At 58.4% G+C, this 19547-nt stretch carries 18 protein-coding genes; 4 read left to right on the top strand and 14 right to left on the bottom strand.

The window, feature by feature from the left end:
- The first annotated feature begins 121 nt into the window (after positions 1 to 121).
- A complete protein-coding gene (locus EXY20_RS21990) occupies positions 122 to 1285 on the top strand; it encodes a GGDEF domain-containing protein (protein WP_135554255.1) in 1164 nt (387 codons plus the stop codon).
- An 18-nt stretch (positions 1286 to 1303) separates the two neighbouring features.
- Here the strand turns inward: EXY20_RS21990 and EXY20_RS21985 are convergent, their stop codons facing one another.
- Positions 1304 to 1597: a helix-turn-helix domain-containing protein gene (locus tag EXY20_RS21985; protein ID WP_235886134.1), complete on the bottom strand. Its 294-nt coding sequence runs from the start codon at positions 1595 to 1597 to the stop codon at positions 1304 to 1306.
- Between the two features lie 149 nt (positions 1598 to 1746).
- On the opposite strand from EXY20_RS21985, the gene EXY20_RS21980 reads away from it, so the two are divergent.
- Positions 1747 to 2181 (top strand): helix-turn-helix domain-containing protein, encoded by a 435-nt coding sequence (locus tag EXY20_RS21980; RefSeq protein WP_135554254.1) that lies wholly within the window; start codon positions 1747 to 1749, stop codon positions 2179 to 2181.
- Positions 2182 to 3578: 1397 nt separating this feature from the next.
- Here EXY20_RS21980 and queC read toward each other — a convergent pair.
- The 3 genes from queC to queD form a co-directional block, all read right to left on the bottom strand.
- Positions 3579 to 4307 carry a 7-cyano-7-deazaguanine synthase QueC gene (queC, locus tag EXY20_RS21975; protein ID WP_135554253.1) on the bottom strand — a complete coding sequence of 243 codons (729 nt, stop codon included), beginning with the start codon at positions 4305 to 4307 and terminating at the stop codon, positions 3579 to 3581.
- 94 nt (positions 4308 to 4401) lie between these two features.
- On the bottom strand, positions 4402 to 5079 hold the full coding sequence (locus tag EXY20_RS21970; protein ID WP_135554252.1) for a 7-carboxy-7-deazaguanine synthase QueE: 678 nt from the start codon (positions 5077 to 5079) through the stop codon (positions 4402 to 4404).
- 1 nt (position 5080) lies between these two features.
- Positions 5081 to 5551, bottom strand: a complete 471-nt coding sequence (queD, locus tag EXY20_RS21965; RefSeq protein ID WP_135554251.1) for a 6-carboxytetrahydropterin synthase QueD — start codon at positions 5549 to 5551, stop codon at positions 5081 to 5083.
- 350 nt (positions 5552 to 5901) lie between these two features.
- Between queD and EXY20_RS21960 the strand changes: the two genes are divergently transcribed.
- Positions 5902 to 7284, top strand: a complete 1383-nt coding sequence (locus EXY20_RS21960) for an RsmB/NOP family class I SAM-dependent RNA methyltransferase (RefSeq protein ID WP_135554250.1) — start codon at positions 5902 to 5904, stop codon at positions 7282 to 7284.
- Here the strand turns inward: EXY20_RS21960 and EXY20_RS21955 are convergent.
- The 7 genes from EXY20_RS21955 to EXY20_RS21925 form a co-directional block, all read right to left on the bottom strand.
- Positions 7278 to 8348 (bottom strand): hypothetical protein, encoded by a 1071-nt coding sequence (locus EXY20_RS21955; protein WP_135554249.1) that lies wholly within the window; start codon positions 8346 to 8348, stop codon positions 7278 to 7280. The genes EXY20_RS21960 and EXY20_RS21955 overlap by 7 nt on opposite strands.
- An 88-nt stretch (positions 8349 to 8436) precedes the next feature.
- Positions 8437 to 9231 (bottom strand): Cof-type HAD-IIB family hydrolase, encoded by a 795-nt coding sequence (locus EXY20_RS21950; protein ID WP_135554248.1) that lies wholly within the window; start codon positions 9229 to 9231, stop codon positions 8437 to 8439.
- Positions 9228 to 9968, bottom strand: coding sequence for a pseudouridine synthase (locus tag EXY20_RS21945; protein WP_135554247.1), 741 nt, complete (start codon positions 9966 to 9968; stop codon positions 9228 to 9230). The genes EXY20_RS21950 and EXY20_RS21945 overlap by 4 nt, the downstream gene beginning before the upstream one ends.
- Position 9969: 1 nt before the next feature.
- Positions 9970 to 11442, bottom strand: coding sequence for an RsmB/NOP family class I SAM-dependent RNA methyltransferase (locus EXY20_RS21940; protein WP_135554246.1), 1473 nt, complete (start codon positions 11440 to 11442; stop codon positions 9970 to 9972).
- Between the two features lie 13 nt (positions 11443 to 11455).
- Positions 11456 to 11878, bottom strand: coding sequence for a DUF309 domain-containing protein (locus EXY20_RS21935; protein ID WP_328592580.1), 423 nt, complete (start codon positions 11876 to 11878; stop codon positions 11456 to 11458).
- On the bottom strand, positions 11875 to 12687 hold the full coding sequence (locus tag EXY20_RS21930) for a GTP pyrophosphokinase (RefSeq protein ID WP_135554293.1): 813 nt from the start codon (positions 12685 to 12687) through the stop codon (positions 11875 to 11877). Before EXY20_RS21930 ends, EXY20_RS21935 begins: the two co-directional genes overlap by 4 nt.
- A gap of 31 nt (positions 12688 to 12718) precedes the next feature.
- The gene (locus EXY20_RS21925; protein WP_135554245.1) at positions 12719 to 13819 is read right to left on the bottom strand and encodes a quinone-dependent dihydroorotate dehydrogenase; all 1101 of its coding nucleotides are present in this window, start codon (positions 13817 to 13819) and stop codon (positions 12719 to 12721) included.
- 158 nt (positions 13820 to 13977) lie between these two features.
- Here EXY20_RS21925 and EXY20_RS39100 point away from each other — a divergent pair, with 158 nt between their 5' ends.
- Entirely contained in the window at positions 13978 to 14115 is a 138-nt protein-coding gene (locus EXY20_RS39100; protein ID WP_167859420.1) for a hypothetical protein, read from the top strand.
- Between the two features lie 25 nt (positions 14116 to 14140).
- On the opposite strand, the gene EXY20_RS21920 is transcribed toward EXY20_RS39100, so the two are convergent.
- From EXY20_RS21920 to EXY20_RS21910, 3 genes are all read right to left on the bottom strand, one after another.
- On the bottom strand, positions 14141 to 15541 hold the full coding sequence (locus EXY20_RS21920; RefSeq protein ID WP_135554244.1) for a L,D-transpeptidase: 1401 nt from the start codon (positions 15539 to 15541) through the stop codon (positions 14141 to 14143).
- Between the two features lie 123 nt (positions 15542 to 15664).
- Positions 15665 to 17272 (bottom strand): stalk domain-containing protein, encoded by a 1608-nt coding sequence (locus tag EXY20_RS21915; protein ID WP_135554243.1) that lies wholly within the window; start codon positions 17270 to 17272, stop codon positions 15665 to 15667.
- 34 nt (positions 17273 to 17306) lie between these two features.
- Complete coding sequence (locus tag EXY20_RS21910; RefSeq protein ID WP_167859419.1) at positions 17307 to 19394, bottom strand: FecR family protein; 2088 nt, start codon at positions 19392 to 19394, stop codon at positions 17307 to 17309.
- Between the last annotated feature and the right edge of the window lie 153 nt (positions 19395 to 19547).

Below are 19547 nucleotides of genomic sequence, written 5' to 3'. Positions count from 1 at the left end.
CGTCTGACGCTTCCCCTATAATAACCATATCCGGACAACCGATCTCGCGAAATGGATCATTCGGCCAAACCTGCTGGCCTCAAAGTTCCCAGACACGCCCTACGACCGCGGAGGAAACCAATTGAAGGCACTCGGTCCTTTTACGTTTGCGTACGGCCATATTTACAGCTTCTCGCTCATCGTCGTCATCGTGCTGATGATGCTGTTCATGTCGTTCCGCTTGTTCATGAGCCGCAGGCGCCGCTCGTACATGTCCTTCTCCGCCACGCTGGTGTTCGTTATTGCGCAATACGCCTTTCTGATCGCCAGCGAATCGTCGGGCTACGTCTCGACCGATTGGGGCGGCCTGCTGAGTCAACTGCTGCCTGCACTTTCGTTCATCATGCTCAACTTCGGCGTCTATCGGCTGTACAATCCGTCCAGGCCCAAGCTGCAAGTCGTTTTTTGCGGCATGCTGGCGCTCTCCGTCCTGCTCTCGTTTGCCCACATCGCTCCGTTCGCAGGCGAAGCCGGATCGTCCGGTCAAACGTACCTGGTGCGCCATTTGGGACTCGACCTGTACGTGTTTATGCTGCTGTTTGCTTTTTACAGCTGGATTCCCGGCTGGATCGGACAAGCCCGCAAATACGAGTGGAGCCTGGGCGTTTATACGGCGCTTCATGCCGTGCACATCATAGCCGGCTACGGCTTCGGCGGCAAGCAGCCGTTTTTGTCGCTGCTCGAGAACGCGCTTCCGGTCCTCTATTTTCTCGGCCTGTTCATGATTCTGTTCGAGCGTGTGGTCGAGCTGCTGCATGCCTCCTACACGAAGTCGATTACCGACGGCCTGACCGGACTCTACAACCGCCGATACTTCACCGGGCAAGTCAATCATTACGTCGACCACGGCGTTGCGGTGACGATCCTCTTCAGCGACATTGACAATTTCAAGAAGCTGAACGATACGCAAGGCCACCAGCGAGGCGACGAGGCGCTTAAGCATGTGGCCCATATCATGCGGGAATGCTGCCAGGAATTTGGCATCTGCGGTCGATACGGGGGCGAAGAAATGGTCGCGCTGATCACCGATCCCGAAGCCGATATCGACGCATTGGCCGAAATGGTGCGCGAACGCGTCGAACAGGAAGCCGGCGTCACGGTCAGCATCGGCTATTCGAGCTCGCGCAAAGGAATTAGCGGCGAAACGCTGCTGAAGCAAGCGGACGAAGCGATGTACAAAGCCAAAACGAGCGGCAAAAACAAAGTGGTTCGTTATGCCCACGGGAGCATCCATGTCACTGGTTGAACCCGGTGGCGGGAGCGGTCAGTTGCCCCTGTCCACCAGCTCGAACAGTTCTTCCATCGGCTCGTTGAGCGCTTCGCTGATGCGTTTGGCCGCCGCCGGGCCGACCGTTTTGCCGTCGCGCTCCAGCAGACTGATATAAGAATGGCTTAATCCGGTGCGTCTGGCGAGCTCCCGCTGCGACATTCCCTGCATGATCCGTTTCCGTACGAACGCCGCCGATTTGACCGCAATTTTCACTCTGGTTCCCCCCATGCCCATGTCGATCCATTGGCGGCGCATTTCGTTCGAACCGATGCGCTTTCGCTCCGGCATCGTCCCCCAATGCTCCCAACCTGTACCAATTATATCATGCTTTTTCACACAGGCAACGACATTCGTTTGCTTTTGTAGCATTTACATTACAAATGTTAGCATGCTATCATACAAATGTTTACTAATGTTTACTTTTGTGGAGGACTTCCATGCTGTTTTATCACCAGCTCAAAGACTTGCGCCGGCTCAAAGGCTACACCATCCGCGAAGTGGCCGACCGATCCGGCGTTTCCGCGGCCTACATATCCCAGCTCGAGAACGGGCATCGCGGCGTGCCTTCGCCCGACGTGCTGATGAAGCTGTCCGAAGGGCTGAACGCCTCGTACGAAGCGCTGATGCAGGCAGCCGGCTATTTGGAGCCGAGCGGCGGCCAATCGGACGAGTCGGGGCGTTCGGCTCCGGTTAATTTGCGCCGGTTTCTGCGCGACAACGATTTGGTGTTCGACGGCATTTCGCTCAGCGAAGAGCATAAAGAATGGCTGGAGCGCATGCTCACGGCCATGTTCTGGCTGGAGAAAATCAAACTCGAGGCCAAAGGCGAACGCAAGCCGGATGATGGAAGCGATGAGGAAAGTTTTTCCTGATCGGCGCGGACGCTGTCTGGCCCGCCCCGGGCGGCGGTGGTTGGCTTAAGCCGGGGTTCCCGGCTTATTTGCCTCGCCCTCGGCTGCGGCTGCGGCGGCGATTTAAGCCGGCTTTACCGGCTTATTTGTGTTCTCGCTTTTATAAGAAATGGCCAATCAATCGAGGCTGGCGATTAACAGTGGGCAACGTCAGATTCGGTAAATTTCGTTCGCTGACATTCCAAGCTATGCTAAAGCGGTTAACTGAAGTACGTGTTTGCTGGTTATCCCATCGATTCAAGCTGGTGCGGCGGCGAGCGTGCGTATATTCGGCAGCCGTTCGCGTCTGTTGGTTATCCCGTCGGCTCAGACTGGTGCGGCAGTGGGTATATGGGGGAGGAGGGAGCGAGGCGGCGGTGGTCAACGGAAGAATGTGTGTGCTGGTTATCCTGTTGGCTCAAATTGGCGTTTGGATGTATCGAGTTGGAAGCAATTGGGCCAAGGTAATCATCCGAAAACAAAGACGAACGCAGCATATGCTTCCGAAGCCGCTTTCTTACAGAAAGCGCTCAGCTTCTCCAGAGCAGCCCTTCCGCTTCGCTGCTTAGTGAACGAGCATACTCGCGCGCTGCTGCAAGAAGCCTATCCTGGCGAGCTGCCTCCTGAGTGACCTGATTTCTTGCTCGGCAACGAAAATAGCCCATGAAAAATGGCCTATTTGCCCGATTTGGGATGGCGCGTCGGAAATAGCCAGTGAAAACACTGGTTATTTGCCCCATATCGCCTTCAAATAGGCTTTTCAAGCGAAATAGCCAGTGATTTCGCTGGCTATTTTGAAGAGGCTGCCCGTTTTTGGCGAAATAGGCAAGAAAACATGGCCTATTTGGTAAGGAGGGTGTTGGCGGATGGGGAAAGGTGCGGAAGAAGCAAAGTGTCCGCACCAATACAGGCGATCCTCCCTCACAAGGACTGCTTTCCTTACAGCGGCCCGGCCCCGATGGAGGCTTGGCAGTTGCCGGCCAAGCCAAATTGCCAACGTGTCATTACGCTTGCCCCGATGGCAAATGGGATAATAAGTTTAAGTTGTTGATACTTGAGATTGAGCCAAGGGGATAGCGGGCAGATAGCAAGTTAAGGAGAGCCCTAAACATTGTCAGGTCAAGAAAAAACAAGTTTGCATTGCTTGGAAACTAGCGAAATAAGGCCGATTCAGCCTTGCAGCGGACCGGGACAGCTACCGTCGCTTAACCTGACAACATGGAGCTTCCGCCCGCCCCATACGCAACAGCCACGTTCAAACACAATCAACTCCACCATTCCTCCAAACATGGCTTACTCCCAAAACCGCCTTTTCAAATCGCACGCCCTAATACAAACGACCTTGCCCCGCAACTGCGGCGGACAAGGCCGTTTCTGATTTACGCTTCGTACGCAATCGGGTCGCGCGAGCCCGCTTCGGCGAAGCCTTTCAGCCGCAGCCGGCAGCTGTCGCATTCGCCGCACGCTTCCCGCTTGCCGTTGTAGCAGGACGTGGTCAAGTGATACGGCACGCCGAGCCGCAGACCTTCGCGGATTATATCCGCCTTGGTCATCTGGATGAGCGGCGTCGCGATCGTCATCGTGCTGCCGGTTACCCCTGCTTTCGTCGCCAGCGCGATCACTTCCTCCACCTTGCGAATGAACTCGGGGCGACAGTCGGGATACCCGCTGTAGTCCAGCGCGTTAACGCCGATATAGATCGCGGAGGCGCCGATCACTTCGGCATACGATGTGGCGATGGAGAGGAACAGCAAGTTGCGGCCCGGAACGTACGTAACCGGGATGTCCGGCTCGCCTCCGTCCGCCGCAGCGCTCGAACCGGCGCCGGCATGTTCCACTCCCGTTCCGCGCGGCACTTCGATCGTTTCGTCGGTAAGCGCGCTGCCGCCAAAATCGCGCAGAAATCCTAGCGTTATTACCTTCAGCCTGTCTTCAACGCCGTAATAATCCGCTACTGCCCGGGCATTGTCGATTTCAATCCGATGGCGCTGGCCGTAATCGAAGGTGATCGGATACAGCTCATACCCGCTTTCCCGCGCCATGCCCATGCACGTCGTGCTGTCCAGCCCGCCGCTCAAAATAATGACCGCTCGTTTTGTTTCGCTCATGCTGCATCCCCCCGTTCCCGTTTACCCGGTTGTGTTCCCCGCTCCTTTTTCATACCTACCGTTTACCGGTAGCGTTCCCGCCGCCGCATGCGCGTCAGACGCCGCGTTTGGCCGGGTCCCAAATGATTTTGTGCAGCTGCATGTTCAGCTTGACGTTCGCCAGCCCGTGCTCCAGCATCAGCGCCACCAGTTCGGCCGGCGGCATCGTCGACCATACCGGACTGAACATCGGCAGCGCCTCCGTAGGATAGGTCTCCAGAATCCGCTTCGCCTCGTCGAAGTCGGCACGGCTCGCGATCACGAATTTGAGCTCGTCCTGCTGGCGCAGCAGCGCCAAATTGCCAATGAACATCCGCTCCGATTCGCCGGAATCGGGCAGCTTGTAGTCCATGATATAACGCACTTTCGGCGAATCGATCCGGCCGATGAATGGCGCCAAATCGATGGCGCCATTCGTTTCGATATGAATGTCGGCGATCCGGTCGATGCCCGCCAGCGCCAAGATGAGCTGCCGCGACCGTTCCCCGTACAGCAGCGGCTCGCCTCCGGTCAGGCACACGTGCCGCGACTTGTAACGCAGTACCTCCTGCACGATTTCGGCGATGCTCATCGTACGCTCCGCTTCCGCCGGCGGGTAGCTGTACGTCGTATCGCACCAGACACAGCGCAGGTTGCAGCCGAACAACCGGACGAATACAGTCGGGAACCCGGCCCGCGTGCCTTCCCCTTCAACCGTCTCGAAAATTTCCACCATCGGAATGCGTTCGCCCATGCTACAGCTCCTCCATCATCGCCCGGGTCGCGGCGGCATAGCTGGTCGGCGTTTCCCACAGCTTCACTTCCTCCAGGCGGACGCGCGGGGCAAATCCTTCTTCCTCCAAAGCAAGCTCCAGTTGCTCGAACATCCAGACGACCATATTTTCCGCCGTTGTGTTCATCGGAGGCAGCACTTCGTTCAAATACTGATGGTCGAGCGGGTCGATAATGCGGGATTTGGCGATACGTTTCATGTCGGCAAAATCGATCGTCAGGCCGCGCTCGTCCGGCGCGCCCGACATCGTCACGAGCACACGGTACGTGTGGCCGTGCAGGTTTTGGCATTTGCCTTCGTAGCAATGCAAATGGTGCGCGCTGTCGAACGTAAATTCCTTCGCCACGAGCACCCGCTTCGTATGGTAACGCAGCTGTTCGGGCGCGATATCGCGTCCGATCCGCTGCACGTCGGTCGGTATTTTGTACACGATGAGGCAATCTCCCTTACTTCCGGCGGTTTCGCGCCGCCAGTCATTTCGCCAAAGCAGCTTTCTTACCAGTCATTACCGATTGGGCCGCTCTCCAGGTCCAATCGGCATTGATTTTCACCTCTAGTGCCGTGCCTGCTACGCTGATTTGCTTCGATAAATAAAATCATTATACCATGCGTCAAAAGCTTCCCACAAACAAACCGGCGGACACGCGTCGGCGAATGCCGCCGAATGGACCGGGCCAATTTGACCGATTGGAGCACATTTGATATAACGATAACGATTGCCATTCCCGCTTAGTCAGCAGAGAGAGTTTAGCAAGCTAAACTCCCTATATTAGGAGGAACCCCATGCAAGCACCACCATCCGGTCTTCGTCTGCCGCCCGATTTTGTTCGCCGGACCCGGGAGCAACTCGGCGACGACGCGACGCAATTTTTGGCCAGCTACGGCGAACCGCGGACGCAAGGGCTGCGGCTGAACCCGCTCAAATACAGGACGACCGCAACCGCCGGCGATCCGCTCGCGCAGCAACTGATCGAAATGTTCGGCCTGACTCCGGTTCCCTGGTGCGAAGGCGGCTATTACTACGACGAATCGTCCCGGCCCGGCAAACATCCGTTTCATGCCGCCGGCCTCCTCTATATCCAGGAACCGTCGGCCATGTCGGCCGCCGAGCTGCTGGCGCCGCAGCCGGGCGACCTCGTGCTCGATCTGGCGGCAGCGCCCGGCGGCAAATCGACGCAAATCGCCGGCCGACTGCAGGGGAAAGGCTTGCTGGTCGCCAATGACATTCATCCGGCGCGGGCCAAAATTTTGTCCGAAAATATCGAACGCTTCGGTATTGCCAATGCGGTGGTGACGAACGCCGCCCCCGACAAGCTGGCCGCCAAGTTTCCCGGCTTCTTCACCAAAATCATGCTGGACGCGCCATGCTCCGGCGAAGGCATGTTCCGCAAAGATCCTGACGCAATCGCCGAATGGTCGGAAGCGCACGTCGCTATGTGCGCCGGCCGCCAATTGGATATCGCCCGCCAGGCGCTGCTCATGCTGAAGCCCGGCGGAACGCTGGCGTATTCGACCTGCACGTTCAATCGCGAGGAGAACGAAGCTGTCGTGGCGGCGCTGCTGGCGGACCATCCCGGGCTGAAGCTGGTTCGAACGGAGCGGATCTGGCCGCATGAGCGGCGGGGTGAAGGGCATTTTGTAGCGGTGCTGCGCAGCACCGGTGACAACACAACCCAAACGCATGGCGAACGGCGCGGCGGCAAAGAACGCAAATTGCCGAAGCCGGCCGCCGAAGCATGGGCGGCATTCGCGGAGTTCGCCCGCGAACTCGCGCCCGCATGGCAGTTGCCGTCCGGCAAACCGCTGCTGTTCGGCGAGCAGCTGTATGTGCTCCCCGCCGACGCCGGCTTCGAGGCGGAGCGGCTGGACGGACTGAAGGTGCTGCGTCCCGGGCTGCACGTGGCGATGGTGCGCAAAGGCAGAATCGAGCCGGCGCATGCGCTCGCACTCGCCTTGCATGCCAACGACCTGCCGGCGGACCGGCAGGTCGAGCTAACGGCCGTCGATCCGGCCGTTCACGCTTATTTGCGCGGCGAATCGTTGCCGTTCCCCGCTTCCCTTCCGGGCTGGACGCTTGTCACCACAGGCGGCTTCCCGCTCGGCTGGGGCAAAACGTCGAACGGCGAGCTGAAAAACCATTACCCGAAAGGGCTGCGCATTCAGTGATAAGGCTCTTGGTCGAACACGATTTCGTCGATCGGCCTGTTCCGGAACAGCAGGGTCAGGCTGAGGCGGTCGAAGCGCTGTTCGCGATCGAGCTCGTCCCGCAGCAAACCGGCGATCGTCTCCATCCCATCTTCGTCGTTCGGCTGATGAAATTCGATAAAGCCGGACGGCTGCATCAACCCGATGTCGACGGTCGCCGATGCGACAGGCAGTCCGCCTCTGTACTGGTTATAAATATCATACGTAAGCGTATCGCCGTCATCGCGAGCCAGTACGACCGAATACGGGCCGGAGGATTCGCCTTCTTCTGCGTCTTCGTCTTCGTCTTCGTCTTCATAAACGGAATTGAGCAAGTCGCGATGCGTCAGTTCGACCGTTTCCAGCAACTCGTCTTCGAACCGGTGATGAATCACGAACGTATCGATCGTTTCTTCGCCGAAATCGGCCACAAGCAGTTCCGTAGCCGCTTCGATTTCTTCGTCGTCCGGCTCGAACAACCAGTTCACTTCTCCGCTCACATCGGCGTCTGCGATGCCAAGGCTCGCTTCCGCCACCCATTCACGTTGTTCGTCGTGGAGACGGTAATCGATGCGGGAACGCCCCTCCCGGGCGACGACAAGCGTGTAAACGGGCTTCTGCCGCTTGTACGCCAGCCCGTTCATTTCCGTCCATTCCGGTTCGCCTTCGCCTACGTCGTCGAAGCGGGAATCTTCCTCATCCCATTCGTAATCCCCGTCTTCGTCGTCGCCCTCCTCGTCCTCCAGCTGTTCATAAGCTTCGTCCGTCGCAATAAAATGATCGTATTGGCCGCAGGTGACCAGCACTTGGCAGGATGAGGCGCGCACGGCGTCCATAAACGATTGCACGTGCTCTTGCATATGCGCCATGACCGCTTTTTTTTGCTGCTTGGTCATCGAGCCCCGTTCCAGATGGATCGAGCCGCACACCCGATCCCGTTCGCGGAACAGAAGCGTCATCGCCCCGACGTACCGGCCACCTAGCATAATATCGCTTGCTTCGCCGCCGAGCGTTTTCATATTCGGCACTATGGTGATCGCCGCCATGGACATCCCTCCGGTAGGAATTGGTCAATCCCTACTAGCGTGTCCAGCAAACGCCAACGTTTATGCGCCCGCGTCTTGCGCTGCAGCGCTACAAGTCAAACAGATGTTTGACGATTGCCGCCGCCACCCCGTTCTCATTGTTGGAGAACGTGACGTCGTCCGCCATCTGCTTGACCCCTTCCGGCGAATTGGCCATGGCGACGCCAAGGCCCGCGTAAGTCATCATATCGACATCGTTGTAATAATTGCCGATCGCCATAATATGCTCCCTGGCGACGCCGCGCGATTTGGCCAGCATCTCGAGCGCCGTCCCCTTGTTTACGCCCGGCAGCATCACATCGATGAACAGGTCGCCGCTGCGGATATGCGCCAGCCCGGAGCCCCAATGATCCCATACGGCCATCACGTCGTCGAGCAGCTCCGTTTCGCCGAACACCGTAAATTTGACGATGTTCGCTTCAAAGCGCAGCAAATCTTCGACCCGCTCCGGCTGCATCATGTATTTGCCGTACATGTAATTGGCCGCTTCCGTCATGCTTTCGATATACATGCCGAAGGTGGTGCACATGTCGCGGTGAATGCCGCGTTCCCGCGCGTATTCGATAAACCGCTGCGCTTCCGATATCGCAAATGCGCTCTCCTGCAAAATCGATCGGTCGTGCGACTGCACCGTCACAGCGCCGTTATGCGTAATGAGCGTGCCGGACAACTCCAGCTGCTCCATGATCGGGAGCGCGTTAAGCGGGCTTCTGCCCGTGCACAGCACAATTTCCGCTCCGGCCTGATAGGCGGCGCGCACCGCCTGCTTGGTCGCTGTCGTCAATTCATAGCCATCGTTCAGCAGCGTGCCGTCCACGTCGATCGCAATCATCTTGTAGGTCATGATTCCTCTTCCCCTTTCAGCAGCGCCAGCTCCCCCTCGTCCAGCTCGCGATACGCCCCGAGCGCCAGCTCCTTGTCGAGCCCCAGCGGTCCCATCGCGATGCGCTGCAAATACACTACTTTTTTGCCGACAGCCTGAAACATCCGCTTCACTTGATGGAATTTTCCTTCCATGATCGTCAGTTCGACGCGCGACAAACCGGTTGCGGTTGGCGTGTCGAGTACGCGAAGCGTTGCCGGCATCGTCACATAACCATCGCCGATATCAACGCCGGCAGAGAAGGCCTTCGCGTCGTCCTCGCCTACGCTTCCTTCCACTTCGGCATAATACGTTTTGGGCACATGCTTCTTGGGCGAAAGCAGCCGGTGCGCCAGCTTGCCGTCGTTGGTCAACAGCAGCAGGCCTTCGGTATCCTTGTCGAGCCGGCCTACCGGGAACAGCTCCATATGCCCGTATTGGTCCGCCACCAGATCGATGACCGTGCGATCGCGGTTGTCTTCCGTCGCAGAGACAACGCCCGGCGGCTTGTTCAGCATCAAGTAAACAAACTCGCGATAAATGGCGGGTTCGCCATCCACAACAATTTCATCCCGTTCGGGATCGACCTGGAGGCCGCTGTCTTTGACCGCTCGCCCGTTCACCGTAACGGCGCCGCGTTTGACGGCAAGCTTGATTTCGCTGCGCGAGCCGAAACCGGTATGGGCCAGCAGCTTGTCCAGCCGCATCGTTCGTTTCATATTACGTCCACCTCCAGCCGGGCGGGTAATCGTTTTTCAGCATGCCGTCCAGCCATTTGCCCCAGCCGACGGGGAACCCGTCGATACAAACGAGGCAGTAGCCTTTTGCCAAAGTGTCGCCCGAAGTCGTCAGCCGTTCCGCTTCGACCTGGAGCGTTTCGCCTTTTAAATAACGCAGCGCAGCGGGTTCGTCCGCCCGCAGCTCCAGCCGGCGCTTCGCTTCTTCCGCGCGCAGCGCCAGCGCCAGCGCATGTGCCGGCTCAAAGCGCGAGCGGTGCAACGAGCCGACGTACAAGCCGGGCCGCACGACGCGGATGCCGTCCAGCGCCGGCAGTCCTTCCGGCGCCAGGTACAGGTGCTCCGCGAACGCTACCGGCTTGCCGGCCGGCGGTGCCGTCAGCTGCTCCGCCGCGAACCTCAGCCACGGCGCGAGATCGGGCAAACCGTCGCCACCCCGTGCCGACGGTTTGCCCTGCCTCGCGGAGCCGCGCGCGGCCGGCAACGCTATCGCCGCGGCTGGCGGGCGCGCGGCTTCGCGGCTGCGCCGCAGCACGGCGGCGAAGTGGCCTTCGCCGTTCACGCGGTGCGGCCACAGGCGCACCGCTCCGGCGACGGCCGACGCCGCCGCGTCTGCGGCTTCGCCATCGCCCCGGGCCAGCCACTCCGGCCGGCCGGGAGCAAACCCGTGCCGCAGCGGCACCGGCTGCAGCGCAAAGTCGTCATGCTCGCGCAGAAACTGAGCGATCGTGCCTTCGTTCTCCTCCGGCGCAAACGTGCACGTCGAATACACGAGCGTGCCGCCCGGCGCCACCATTGCCGCCGCATGGCGCAAGATGTCGCGCTGCATGGCCGAGCAGCGTTCGATCGAGTGGCGCTCCCACTGCCGCGCCATGTCTTCGTCCTTGCGGAACATGCCTTCGCCGGAGCAAGGCGCGTCGATCAGGATTTTATCGAAATAGCCGGCGAACGCACGAACCAGCTTCTCCGGCTCCTCGTTCAGCACAACGGCGCCGCGGACGCCGGCGATTTCGATATTTTTCACCAGCGCCTTGACGCGTTCCCGGCTGTTGTCGTTGACGACAAGCACGCCTTCGCCTGCCAGCTTGGCGGCGATTTGCGTAGACTTGCCGCCCGGAGCGGCGCACAGGTCGAGCACGCGATCGCCCGGCGACACATCCAGCAGCTCGACCGGCAGCATCGCGCTCGGCTCCTGGATATAATAGATGCCGGCGTGGTAATACGGATGTTTGCCGGGGCGCTCCCCTTCCGCATAATAAAACCCTTCTTCCGCCCACGGAACGGACGACAACGCAAAAGGCGACAGCCGCTCGAACGCTGCCGCCCCGATTTTCAGCTTGTTGACGCGCAGCCCATAAAGCCGCGGCGCGTCGTAGGACGCCTCGAACGCCTCGTATTCGGCGCCAAGCAGCGCCTTCATCCGGTCTACAAACACTAACGGCAAATGCGTTGCCATGCCATTCTCCTCTTCATTCATCCTCATGCGGCGTCGGAGGATCCAGCAGCATATCCTCGTACAGCGCCGTCAGCGCGGGATCGACGATCTCGATATCGAGATCGTAAAAGTCGAACGGCTCCGCTTCGTAACGCTTCAATTTCTCCATATACGCCCGGCTTTGCTCCACCAGCTTGCCCATCGCGATCCCGTACGTCGTCTCCGGCGCCTGCTGCAGCTTGTTGATGCCTTGCGAGAACAGCTTGATCGAACCGCTGACATTGCCGTTGTCAAAATGGTACAAGCCTACGGCAATTTGCAGCAGCCCCTGGCACAGCGGATCGCGGCCTTCCTCCAGCCACAGCTCTTCCATCACTTCGTGGCATTCGAAATAATCGCGGGCCACATTAAAATAATACAGAAACTCGACATACAGCCTTTCGTAGCGGCGCATCATGACTGGCCTTTGGCGCTTTCCCGCTTGGCGCGCGCGATCGCCGCTTCGATCTCCGCCGACAGCTCGCTTAAATTCCACAGCTCGTCGCTTTCCCACAGCTCGTTGAATTTCAACTGGAACTGCGCCGCCTCGCGCACCCGGTGGTAGAAATAAAGCTGCTGGATATCGCTCAGCACTTTGGACACGAGGTTCGATTTGTCGATGAACAGCCGCTGCGACTCGACGATTTCTTCGCGGATGTTCGACATTTCCTTGTCCAGCAGAAACGCGGCTTCCGCGGCGCGGCGCAGCCGTTCGGAAATTTCATCCGGCAAGCTTTCCTTGTATTTGTAGTTGAGCGAATGTTCGATGGTTGCCCAGAAATTCATCGCCAGGGTGCGAATTTGAATTTCCGCCAGCACCCGCTTCATGCCAAGCGACGTTTGCACGGGGTATTCGATGATGATGTGGAAGCTGCGGTATCCGGAAGCCTTGTAGTTGGCGATGTAATCTTTAATATACACGATCGACATGTCTTCCCGCTGGCGAATCAGCTCGGACAGCTTCTCGATGTCTTCGACGAACTGGCACATGATGCGGATGCCGGCGATGTCTTCGATTCCTTTTTCCAACTGGTCCATGGGCACATTCAGCTTTTTGGCTTTTTCGAGGATGGTGGAAATGCGCTTCACCCGGCCGGTCACGAACTCGATCGGCGAGTATTCCTCGCGGCTGCGCAGTTCGTTGCGAAGCGTCTTGAATTTCACTTTCAGCTCTTCCACCGCTTGCTCGTACGGAAGCAAAAACTTGGCCCAATCTCTTCCGTCCATCATTTCCTACCTCCTGTCTGTCGCGCCGACGCTACATCCCGCTTTCGACGCCGACCGCCTGCGTCAGATGCTTCAAGCCGTCTTTGCGCAGCAACTCCGCCAGCCCTGCGTTCAGCGTGCGCAACAAACCCGGCCCTTCGTAAATAAGCGCCGTATACACTTCAACAAGACTGGCTCCCGCCTTGATTTTGTCGTAAGCGTCCCGCGCGGTAAAAATGCCGCCGCAGCCGATAATCGGCAGCTTGCCTTCGGTCAGCCGGTACAACCGACGTACTACATCGGTCGAGCGCGACGTCAGCGGCAACCCGCTCATGCCGCCGGATTCACCGCGATTCCCGTGAGTCAGCCCTTCCCGCGACAGCGTCGTGTTCGTGGCGATGATGCCGGATACGCCGCTTTGTGCGATCGTGTCCGCCACGTATGGCAGTTCCGCCTCAGTCAAGTCGGGCGCAATTTTGACCAGGATCGGCTTCTCCGTTTCGCCGTGACGCTTCGCCTGCTGCGCCATTTCATCCTTGACGGCGGCCAGCAGCCGGCGCAAATCGTCCCCATGCTGCAAGTTACGCAAGTCCGGCGTATTCGGTGAACTGATATTGACCACGAAAAAGTCGCCACAGGCGTACAATTTCCGCAGGCATTCGCGGTAATCGTCCTCGGCGCGTTCGTTGGGCGTCGTTTTGTTTTTGCCGATGTTGACGGCGACCGGAATCGGCTGCTTGCCGGCTGCGCGCAGATGGACCGCCATCCGCTCGGCGCCGACGTTGTTGAAGCCCATCCGGTTGATCAGCGCCTTGTCCGGCGGCAACCGGAACAGTCGCGGCTGTTCGTTGCCCGGCTGCGGCTTCGGTGTTACCGTACCGACTTCCATAAAGCCGAACCCGATGGCGGCGAAACCGCGCACCGCTTCGGCGTTTTTGTCCAGGCCGGCGGCAAGTCCGACCGGATGGGGAAAGTCGATGCCCCACAAATTGACCGCAAGCGCCGGATCGCGCTCTACGCCGTACATGCCGCGAAGCGTTCCCGTGCCGCCCGGGAGCCGGCCGAGCTTGTGCATGCCGCCGATCGTCAGATGATGGGCGCGCTCCGCGCTCATTTGAAACAACACCGGCTTCAGCAGCCGTTCATACAACATGCCTCTACACTCCGTTCCGATTTCGTTTCACTCTTTGACAGTTTAGCGGTTTCGCGGCAAAAAGGAAAGCGGAACGCATGGAAAATATTTTGTCCTAAAAACGGTTACATTATGGTAAAATAAGTAGCAATGACGCAAGAAGAGAGGATCGATCGGCCATGTCCACGAAAAAGAAACCCGCATACCAGCTCCGCAAGCAAAAGGAAGAAGTAAACAAGAAAGCGATCATTTGGGTCGCTTCCATTATTGGCGTCCTGATTATCGCCATGGCCGTGCTTCTGATTACCCAAAGCTAGATCCGCGCTTATACGGCATGTCCTTTTACTCCAGCCAGTGATACACTTTGTTCGGATTCGTTTCCTCTCTTAACGCCGGCAGCGCAAAAGAAGGTTTTCCCGATCCGTTATCGTCCGACAGCAGATTGTCGCCGATCGTCACCTTCGTGCCGAGCGGCGCCATATCGAACAATTCTTCGACATCCGCTTTATTCATCCGCACGCAGCCGAGCGATTGGTCAAGCCCGATGCTGTCCGGTCGGTTCGTTCCGTGAATTGCATACAGGCTGTCCGAAAGCGTCATGCCCCGGCTGCCGAAATCGCCATCCGAACGCCCGTTCGGATTTTTTACTTTTTCCGAAATGACGAACGTGCCTTCCGGCGTTTTGCTGCCGCCCAGACCAACCGGGTAGCTTCGCACCATAATGTTGCCGCTGACAAGTGCCAGCCGGTGCGTCTGTTTGTCGATGATGATTTCCAGCTTCGGCGCAAGCGGCGAGCCTCCGGCTACCGGCGCCTCCGTTGCGGTTGCGGGCCGGGCAGGCTGCGCGGAAGGCGCGGGTGTGGAGCCGGTAGCCGCAGAAGCGCGGAACGCCGCAACCAGTTGCGGGTATATCCCCGCCATGTAGTCCGTATAACCCGGCAATACATTGCGCGGATAGTCGCCGGTCAGCTTGTCGATCGACGCCGGGGGTTCCCCGTACAAGCTGGCGTAAGAGGCGATGGCGGAACGCAGCACCGCTTCCTGCTCTTGGACCTCCACCCAGTCCTTCACAAGCCGCGAGGCGCGACCGGCGTCCTCGGCCTGGCAATGGCAGGTTGCCGCATCGTAATAACTCACTTCCGGCTGTCCGGTCACCGCGGAACGCTCCAGCGAAACGAGCGGCAGCGCCGGTTTGCGCCAATCGATCCAACGATTGTCCGGCGTCGGTTGCCCCTTGGCGATCACGGTGAACGACCAGCGATTCGCCTGAGGCAGCAGCATGTCGCGGAACAGTTCGCCTGTATCGGCTTTCGGCTGCAGGGCATGCGTGTAGAGCACCCGCTCCGCCGCGGCGGGAACGGCAACGGGCTTTATCGATGGCGACAGCCCGGTATTCGCCTCGCGCATGCGGGAAGGCGTTTCGGAGTAGGGGATGTACGTGACCAGCAGCAAAAAGAGCAGCACCGCCAGCGATATTCGGACGGCTCGCCTCAGCGGTTGGTTGCCCGCAGCGGCAGCGGCGTGCCGCCCGATGTTTGCCGCCTGTCGCGCTTCCTCCGGCGGCAACTGGGGGAGGGGCTGTTTCTCGAACGCTTCGTACACTTCGCCCGCTTGCTCGAAGCAATACTGTGCCTTGCTATGTTTGCCTTGTGCGGCGTATTCTTTGCCCAGCAAATACCAGCCCATTTTGTTGCCTTGATGCCGCTTGATGTAATCCTTCAAATATTGTTGGTCGTCGTCCATCGTCACACCCCTTTCCAACTTCTAAGGGGAATATCGGAATTCGGCTGCCGGTTTTGAAGCCCGTAAACGGGAAAGCCGCCTTTCGCCCTATGGCGAAAGACGGCTTGACGAACCTGACTGCTGTCATTTTGAGCGGAGTACCGCCGTTTGTTTGCCGCCGATCCACTGCACGTCGAGGCCGATTTCTTCGCTGAAGAAGCGAAGCGGAAGCAGCGTGCGCTCTTCCTTGATGTACGGCGCCGTATCGATCGCGCGCACAACCGGTTCGCTGCCCTTAACCAGCTTCCTCACTTCCTTGACGCCTACCGTCAGTTCGATCGTCGTATCGCCTTTGGTCAAACGGATCACTTGCTTGCCGTTCTCCTCGGCGTACGTCACTTCGTATCCGAGCGGCGACACGACCGCACGCACCGGAACCATCAATCTTTCGTTCGTAATTTCCGGCTGCGAATCGAACCTGACGACATCGCTATTCAGCGTCACCTTGTACGAATCGTCGTTTGGCAGCGCTGCCGGGAGCTGGAACAGGCTGATTTTGCGGATTTTGTTGTCGTATTGGTCGGTTACGAGAATATCGCCGTCAGCGGTAAGCGCAACGTCCGTCGGGACGTTGAACTGGGCCGCGCGCTCGATGCCGTTCGTGCTGCCGTGCAACTGGTTGGCGTCGCCGGCGATCGTCGATACTTGCCCGTCGTACAGCATCCGCACCGAATGATTCAAGCTGTCGGCGATCAGCAGCGCGCCTTCGTCCGTCAACGCGATGCCGGCCGGAAGGTCGAACTTCGCTTCGAGCGCCGCGCCGTCGGCAAAGTCGCCGGTGACATACAGCTCGTTGCCCGCTGCCGCTGCACCCGATCCGGCGACGGTAGTTACCTGCCCGGCGGCGAGGTCGATATAACGAATGCGCTGATTGCCTGTATCGCTGACATACAGATTGCCTTTCGCATCGATGACGATGCCCGAAGGCTCGTTAAACAGTGCGTCTTTCAGCGCGCCGTCCTTGAAATCGCCCGCCTGCGTGGCCGTGCCTTTGGACGCTTCCACGAAGCGGCCGGACTCGGCGTTCAGCGTCGTTACCGTGCCGTCTGCAGCGATCTTGCGGATGACATGATTCAGCGTGTCCGCGACATAGATCGTGCCGTCGGCCGCCACCGCCAAGTCGCGCGGCTTGTTGAAGCGGGCTTCCGCCCCTTTGCCGTCGGCCAATCCTTGCACGCCGTTGCCGGCGAAAGTCGTAACGTTGCCGGTGGTATCGATTTTGCGGATGGCATTGTTGCCGGCGTCCGCGATGTAAATATCGCCTTTGGCCGACACCGCCAATCCTTCCGGTTCGTTAAAAAACGATTGACTGCTGACGCCGTCGAGCATGCCGCCGATCGGGAGGCCCGTTTTGTCGATCAAGGACGGCGGCGTAATGGCAGGACCTGCAATCGTCGACGTTTGCCCGCCGGCGATTTTGCGGATTTTGTGATTTTTGCTGTCCGCCACGAGCACCGAACCATCAGGCAATACAGCCAGGCTTTTCGGCTTGCGGAACGAAGCGGCGAGCGCCGCTCCTTCCGTTTCGTTATAGTCGCCGAGACCGGCGAACGTGCTGACCGAAGTCAGCACCTGGCCGTTGTCGGAAGAGATCACTGCATGGCCGACGAAGGGAGCGGCGCCGACGCTTGTTCCTCCGACTAACATCGCGCCCAGCAGCGAAAAGCTGATCGCTTTGGAAAGTTTATTCATCGGTTTCTCCTTGTATCCTGATATGGTTGGCCGATTAGGCAGGCCCAGACATATATTGAGGCGGATAAACTGCATCCAGCAAAACAGATCCGTCGTACGAAACGATCATCAAACGTAGCAATTGGATGCCCCCGGTGACATTCGTCAACGGCAGTTCAACCAGCTTGATGTTCCCCGAACTTGGCGTAAAGGTGTAATTTACATCCTGCTGTCCAGGGACGAACATGGCCGCATAAGATACCGTATGGTAGTCTGCTCTTGCCGAATAAGCGCTCTTGCCGTCTGTACTGCTGAAAATTGCGCTGGTGATGCCTGCAGTATACAAAATCGGTGAAAGTTCTTGTGTTTCAAAATGCACTTCCGCGCCGTATACTTCGCCTGCGCCCGACAAGGTGACGACGGCTTTCGGGTAGGGGCTTGACGACGTCGACAACGCGACGCTCGCTTCAAACACGTTTACCGTGATTGAACCCGAGAAACCTGGAGCGGTTGCCGTCAACGTTGTGGTGCCTTTCTTCTTGGGAACAAGCGCAAAATGGTCTGGTATAGACGTAGTAGGCACAACCATTACGTATTCATTGTCATCCCAATGAATGTTCGACGATGAAAGACCGCTCGTCGGAACCACGCCGATCGTGATTGGCTGATACACCGCACTGCTCACGCCTTGATAAATCAAACCAAGCGTGACGTTCTCCTTGCTGAAATGGATCGCGCTTGGCGTTGGCGTTGGTGTTGGCGTCGACGGCGGCGGCGTACTAGGCGGTGGCGTGCTTGGCGTCGGTGTCGGTGTCGGTGTCGGCGTCGGCGTTGATGTCGGTTTTGGTGAGGTCGAAGCCGAAGGCGATGCGCTTGCCGCCAATGCAGCCGCCGCTTTCTCCTTGGCAGCCTGCTCAGCCGCTTTGCGCTCGTCTTCCAGCCGCTTCTGCTCTTCCTTCAGCTTGTTCAATGCGGTTTCCAGCTCTTTCAGCAGCTTGTCCATCTCCTGCTTCTGCTGTTCCAGCTTCGCCTGACGTTCTTGCTCCCTGCGCTCGCGATCTTCTTTCTTCTTCGCTTCCTTCTCCGGATCGAGACCTGCGGTAGTGTCGAGCGGCTTGACGTTGCTCAAGTCAAGTTTCTTGTCGGCCGGAGCGGACTCGTTCGCCTTATCGATGGCCTCCTGAATCTTCGTGGCGTCAACAACGCCGGAAGAGATGGCGGTATTGACGACGTTGCCGACGATGTTCTTGAAGTTCGACTTCAGTTTCTCGAGCTCTTCCTTCGATTTCGGCTTCAGGGACGAGGAGGCGCCGTCGCGCGTCGTTGTGGTGTCTTCGCCTTTGTCGAGCGCTTCTTCTTGCTGCTTGATGTATTCGTCGTTCTCTTCGTTGATCGCGTTGCTGCTTTCCACCATCGCTTCGACGATTTTGGACGAGATGCGATTGACCAGCGCTTCGATATCGACAGTGCTGACATTGTCTTCGGCACTACTGCCCTTGGTGTCGGTCGATTGGCGGTATTGCTGCGAAGGGCTGAGCAGCGTCTTGCTGCCTTCTTCTTCGCCGGAGCTTCCGTCCTCTTCGTTGTCGACCGTCGACTCGGCGGTTACGGTGCCGGAAGCGACAGCCGCAAACGTTTCTCCCGTATCGGGATCGACGCCGAACGCCACGTTCGTACCGCGCACGCCCATGACCGATGTCGGCGTTTCGACTTCGAATTCGTCGGCGCCCGCCAGCTTCTTGACGGACGTCCACATGGAACCGGCCCACATTTTCAGCTTGGACTTCTTCCCGCTGCCCGAAGAGGCAAGGTCGGATATGTAAACTTCCGCATAAGCGCCGATCGTAATTTTGTCATCGGTATCCTTGATCGAAAGAACGACGTAAGAATCCGATCCGGTCGTAATGTAGTCCCCCTGGTTCAGGCTCATGCCTTCGTAGGCGTCGTATGCGTTCGAGGCGCCTGCGCTTTGCACCGCTACGGAGCCGCCCACCTCCGTCACGATCGCAAGCCGCGACGACGATTTCGCCTGGGCGGGATTGGCAGCGAGCGAAGACAGCAGCCCGAACAGGAGCGTAAAGCTCAACATGACAGCCAACATCGCCTTCATGCGCTTTCGATGCGAGTATAAAGTCGGTTTCAACCCAAATTCCTCCATTCGAATCGGTATATTTTCACCTTCATTACTGACCCGTGTCAACCTCGGCAAGGCCCTCTCCTTTCTCTCTATGACGCTACCTTCTATTGTAATTTCAATATTTTCAAATGACAATTGCGAATTTGTCGAATGCCGTAA

It is taken from the genome of Paenibacillus cymbidii, from assembly GCF_004764705.1.
GTDB lineage: Bacteria > Bacillota > Bacilli > Paenibacillales > NBRC-103111 > Paenibacillus_AN > Paenibacillus_AN cymbidii.
This window is presented reverse-complemented; position numbering and strand designations above follow the sequence as displayed.

What these genes read in the sequence shown, in the direction of transcription:
- EXY20_RS21940 (WP_135554246.1), bottom strand. Translation starts at nt 11,442, where the DNA reads ATGGCAACGCATTTGCCGTTAGTGTTTGTAGACCGGATGAAGGCGCTG.
- EXY20_RS21915 (WP_135554243.1), bottom strand. Translation starts at nt 17,272, where the DNA reads ATGAATAAACTTTCCAAAGCGATCAGCTTTTCGCTGCTGGGCGCGATG.
- EXY20_RS21935 (WP_328592580.1), bottom strand. Translation starts at nt 11,878, where the DNA reads ATGATGCGCCGCTACGAAAGGCTGTATGTCGAGTTTCTGTATTATTTT.
- EXY20_RS21960 (WP_135554250.1), top strand. Translation starts at nt 5,902, where the DNA reads ATGCAAGCACCACCATCCGGTCTTCGTCTGCCGCCCGATTTTGTTCGC.
- EXY20_RS21920 (WP_135554244.1), bottom strand. Translation starts at nt 15,541, where the DNA reads ATGGACGACGACCAACAATATTTGAAGGATTACATCAAGCGGCATCAA.
- EXY20_RS21980 (WP_135554254.1), top strand. Translation starts at nt 1,747, where the DNA reads ATGCTGTTTTATCACCAGCTCAAAGACTTGCGCCGGCTCAAAGGCTAC.
- EXY20_RS21930 (WP_135554293.1), bottom strand. Translation starts at nt 12,687, where the DNA reads ATGGACGGAAGAGATTGGGCCAAGTTTTTGCTTCCGTACGAGCAAGCG.
- EXY20_RS39100 (WP_167859420.1), top strand. Translation starts at nt 13,978, where the DNA reads ATGTCCACGAAAAAGAAACCCGCATACCAGCTCCGCAAGCAAAAGGAA.
- EXY20_RS21950 (WP_135554248.1), bottom strand. Translation starts at nt 9,231, where the DNA reads ATGACCTACAAGATGATTGCGATCGACGTGGACGGCACGCTGCTGAAC.
- EXY20_RS21985 (WP_235886134.1), bottom strand. Translation starts at nt 1,597, where the DNA reads ATGCCGGAGCGAAAGCGCATCGGTTCGAACGAAATGCGCCGCCAATGG.
- EXY20_RS21925 (WP_135554245.1), bottom strand. Translation starts at nt 13,819, where the DNA reads ATGTTGTATGAACGGCTGCTGAAGCCGGTGTTGTTTCAAATGAGCGCG.
- EXY20_RS21970 (WP_135554252.1), bottom strand. Translation starts at nt 5,079, where the DNA reads ATGGGCGAACGCATTCCGATGGTGGAAATTTTCGAGACGGTTGAAGGG.
- EXY20_RS21945 (WP_135554247.1), bottom strand. Translation starts at nt 9,968, where the DNA reads ATGAAACGAACGATGCGGCTGGACAAGCTGCTGGCCCATACCGGTTTC.
- EXY20_RS21955 (WP_135554249.1), bottom strand. Translation starts at nt 8,348, where the DNA reads ATGGCGGCGATCACCATAGTGCCGAATATGAAAACGCTCGGCGGCGAA.
- queC (WP_135554253.1), bottom strand. Translation starts at nt 4,307, where the DNA reads ATGAGCGAAACAAAACGAGCGGTCATTATTTTGAGCGGCGGGCTGGAC.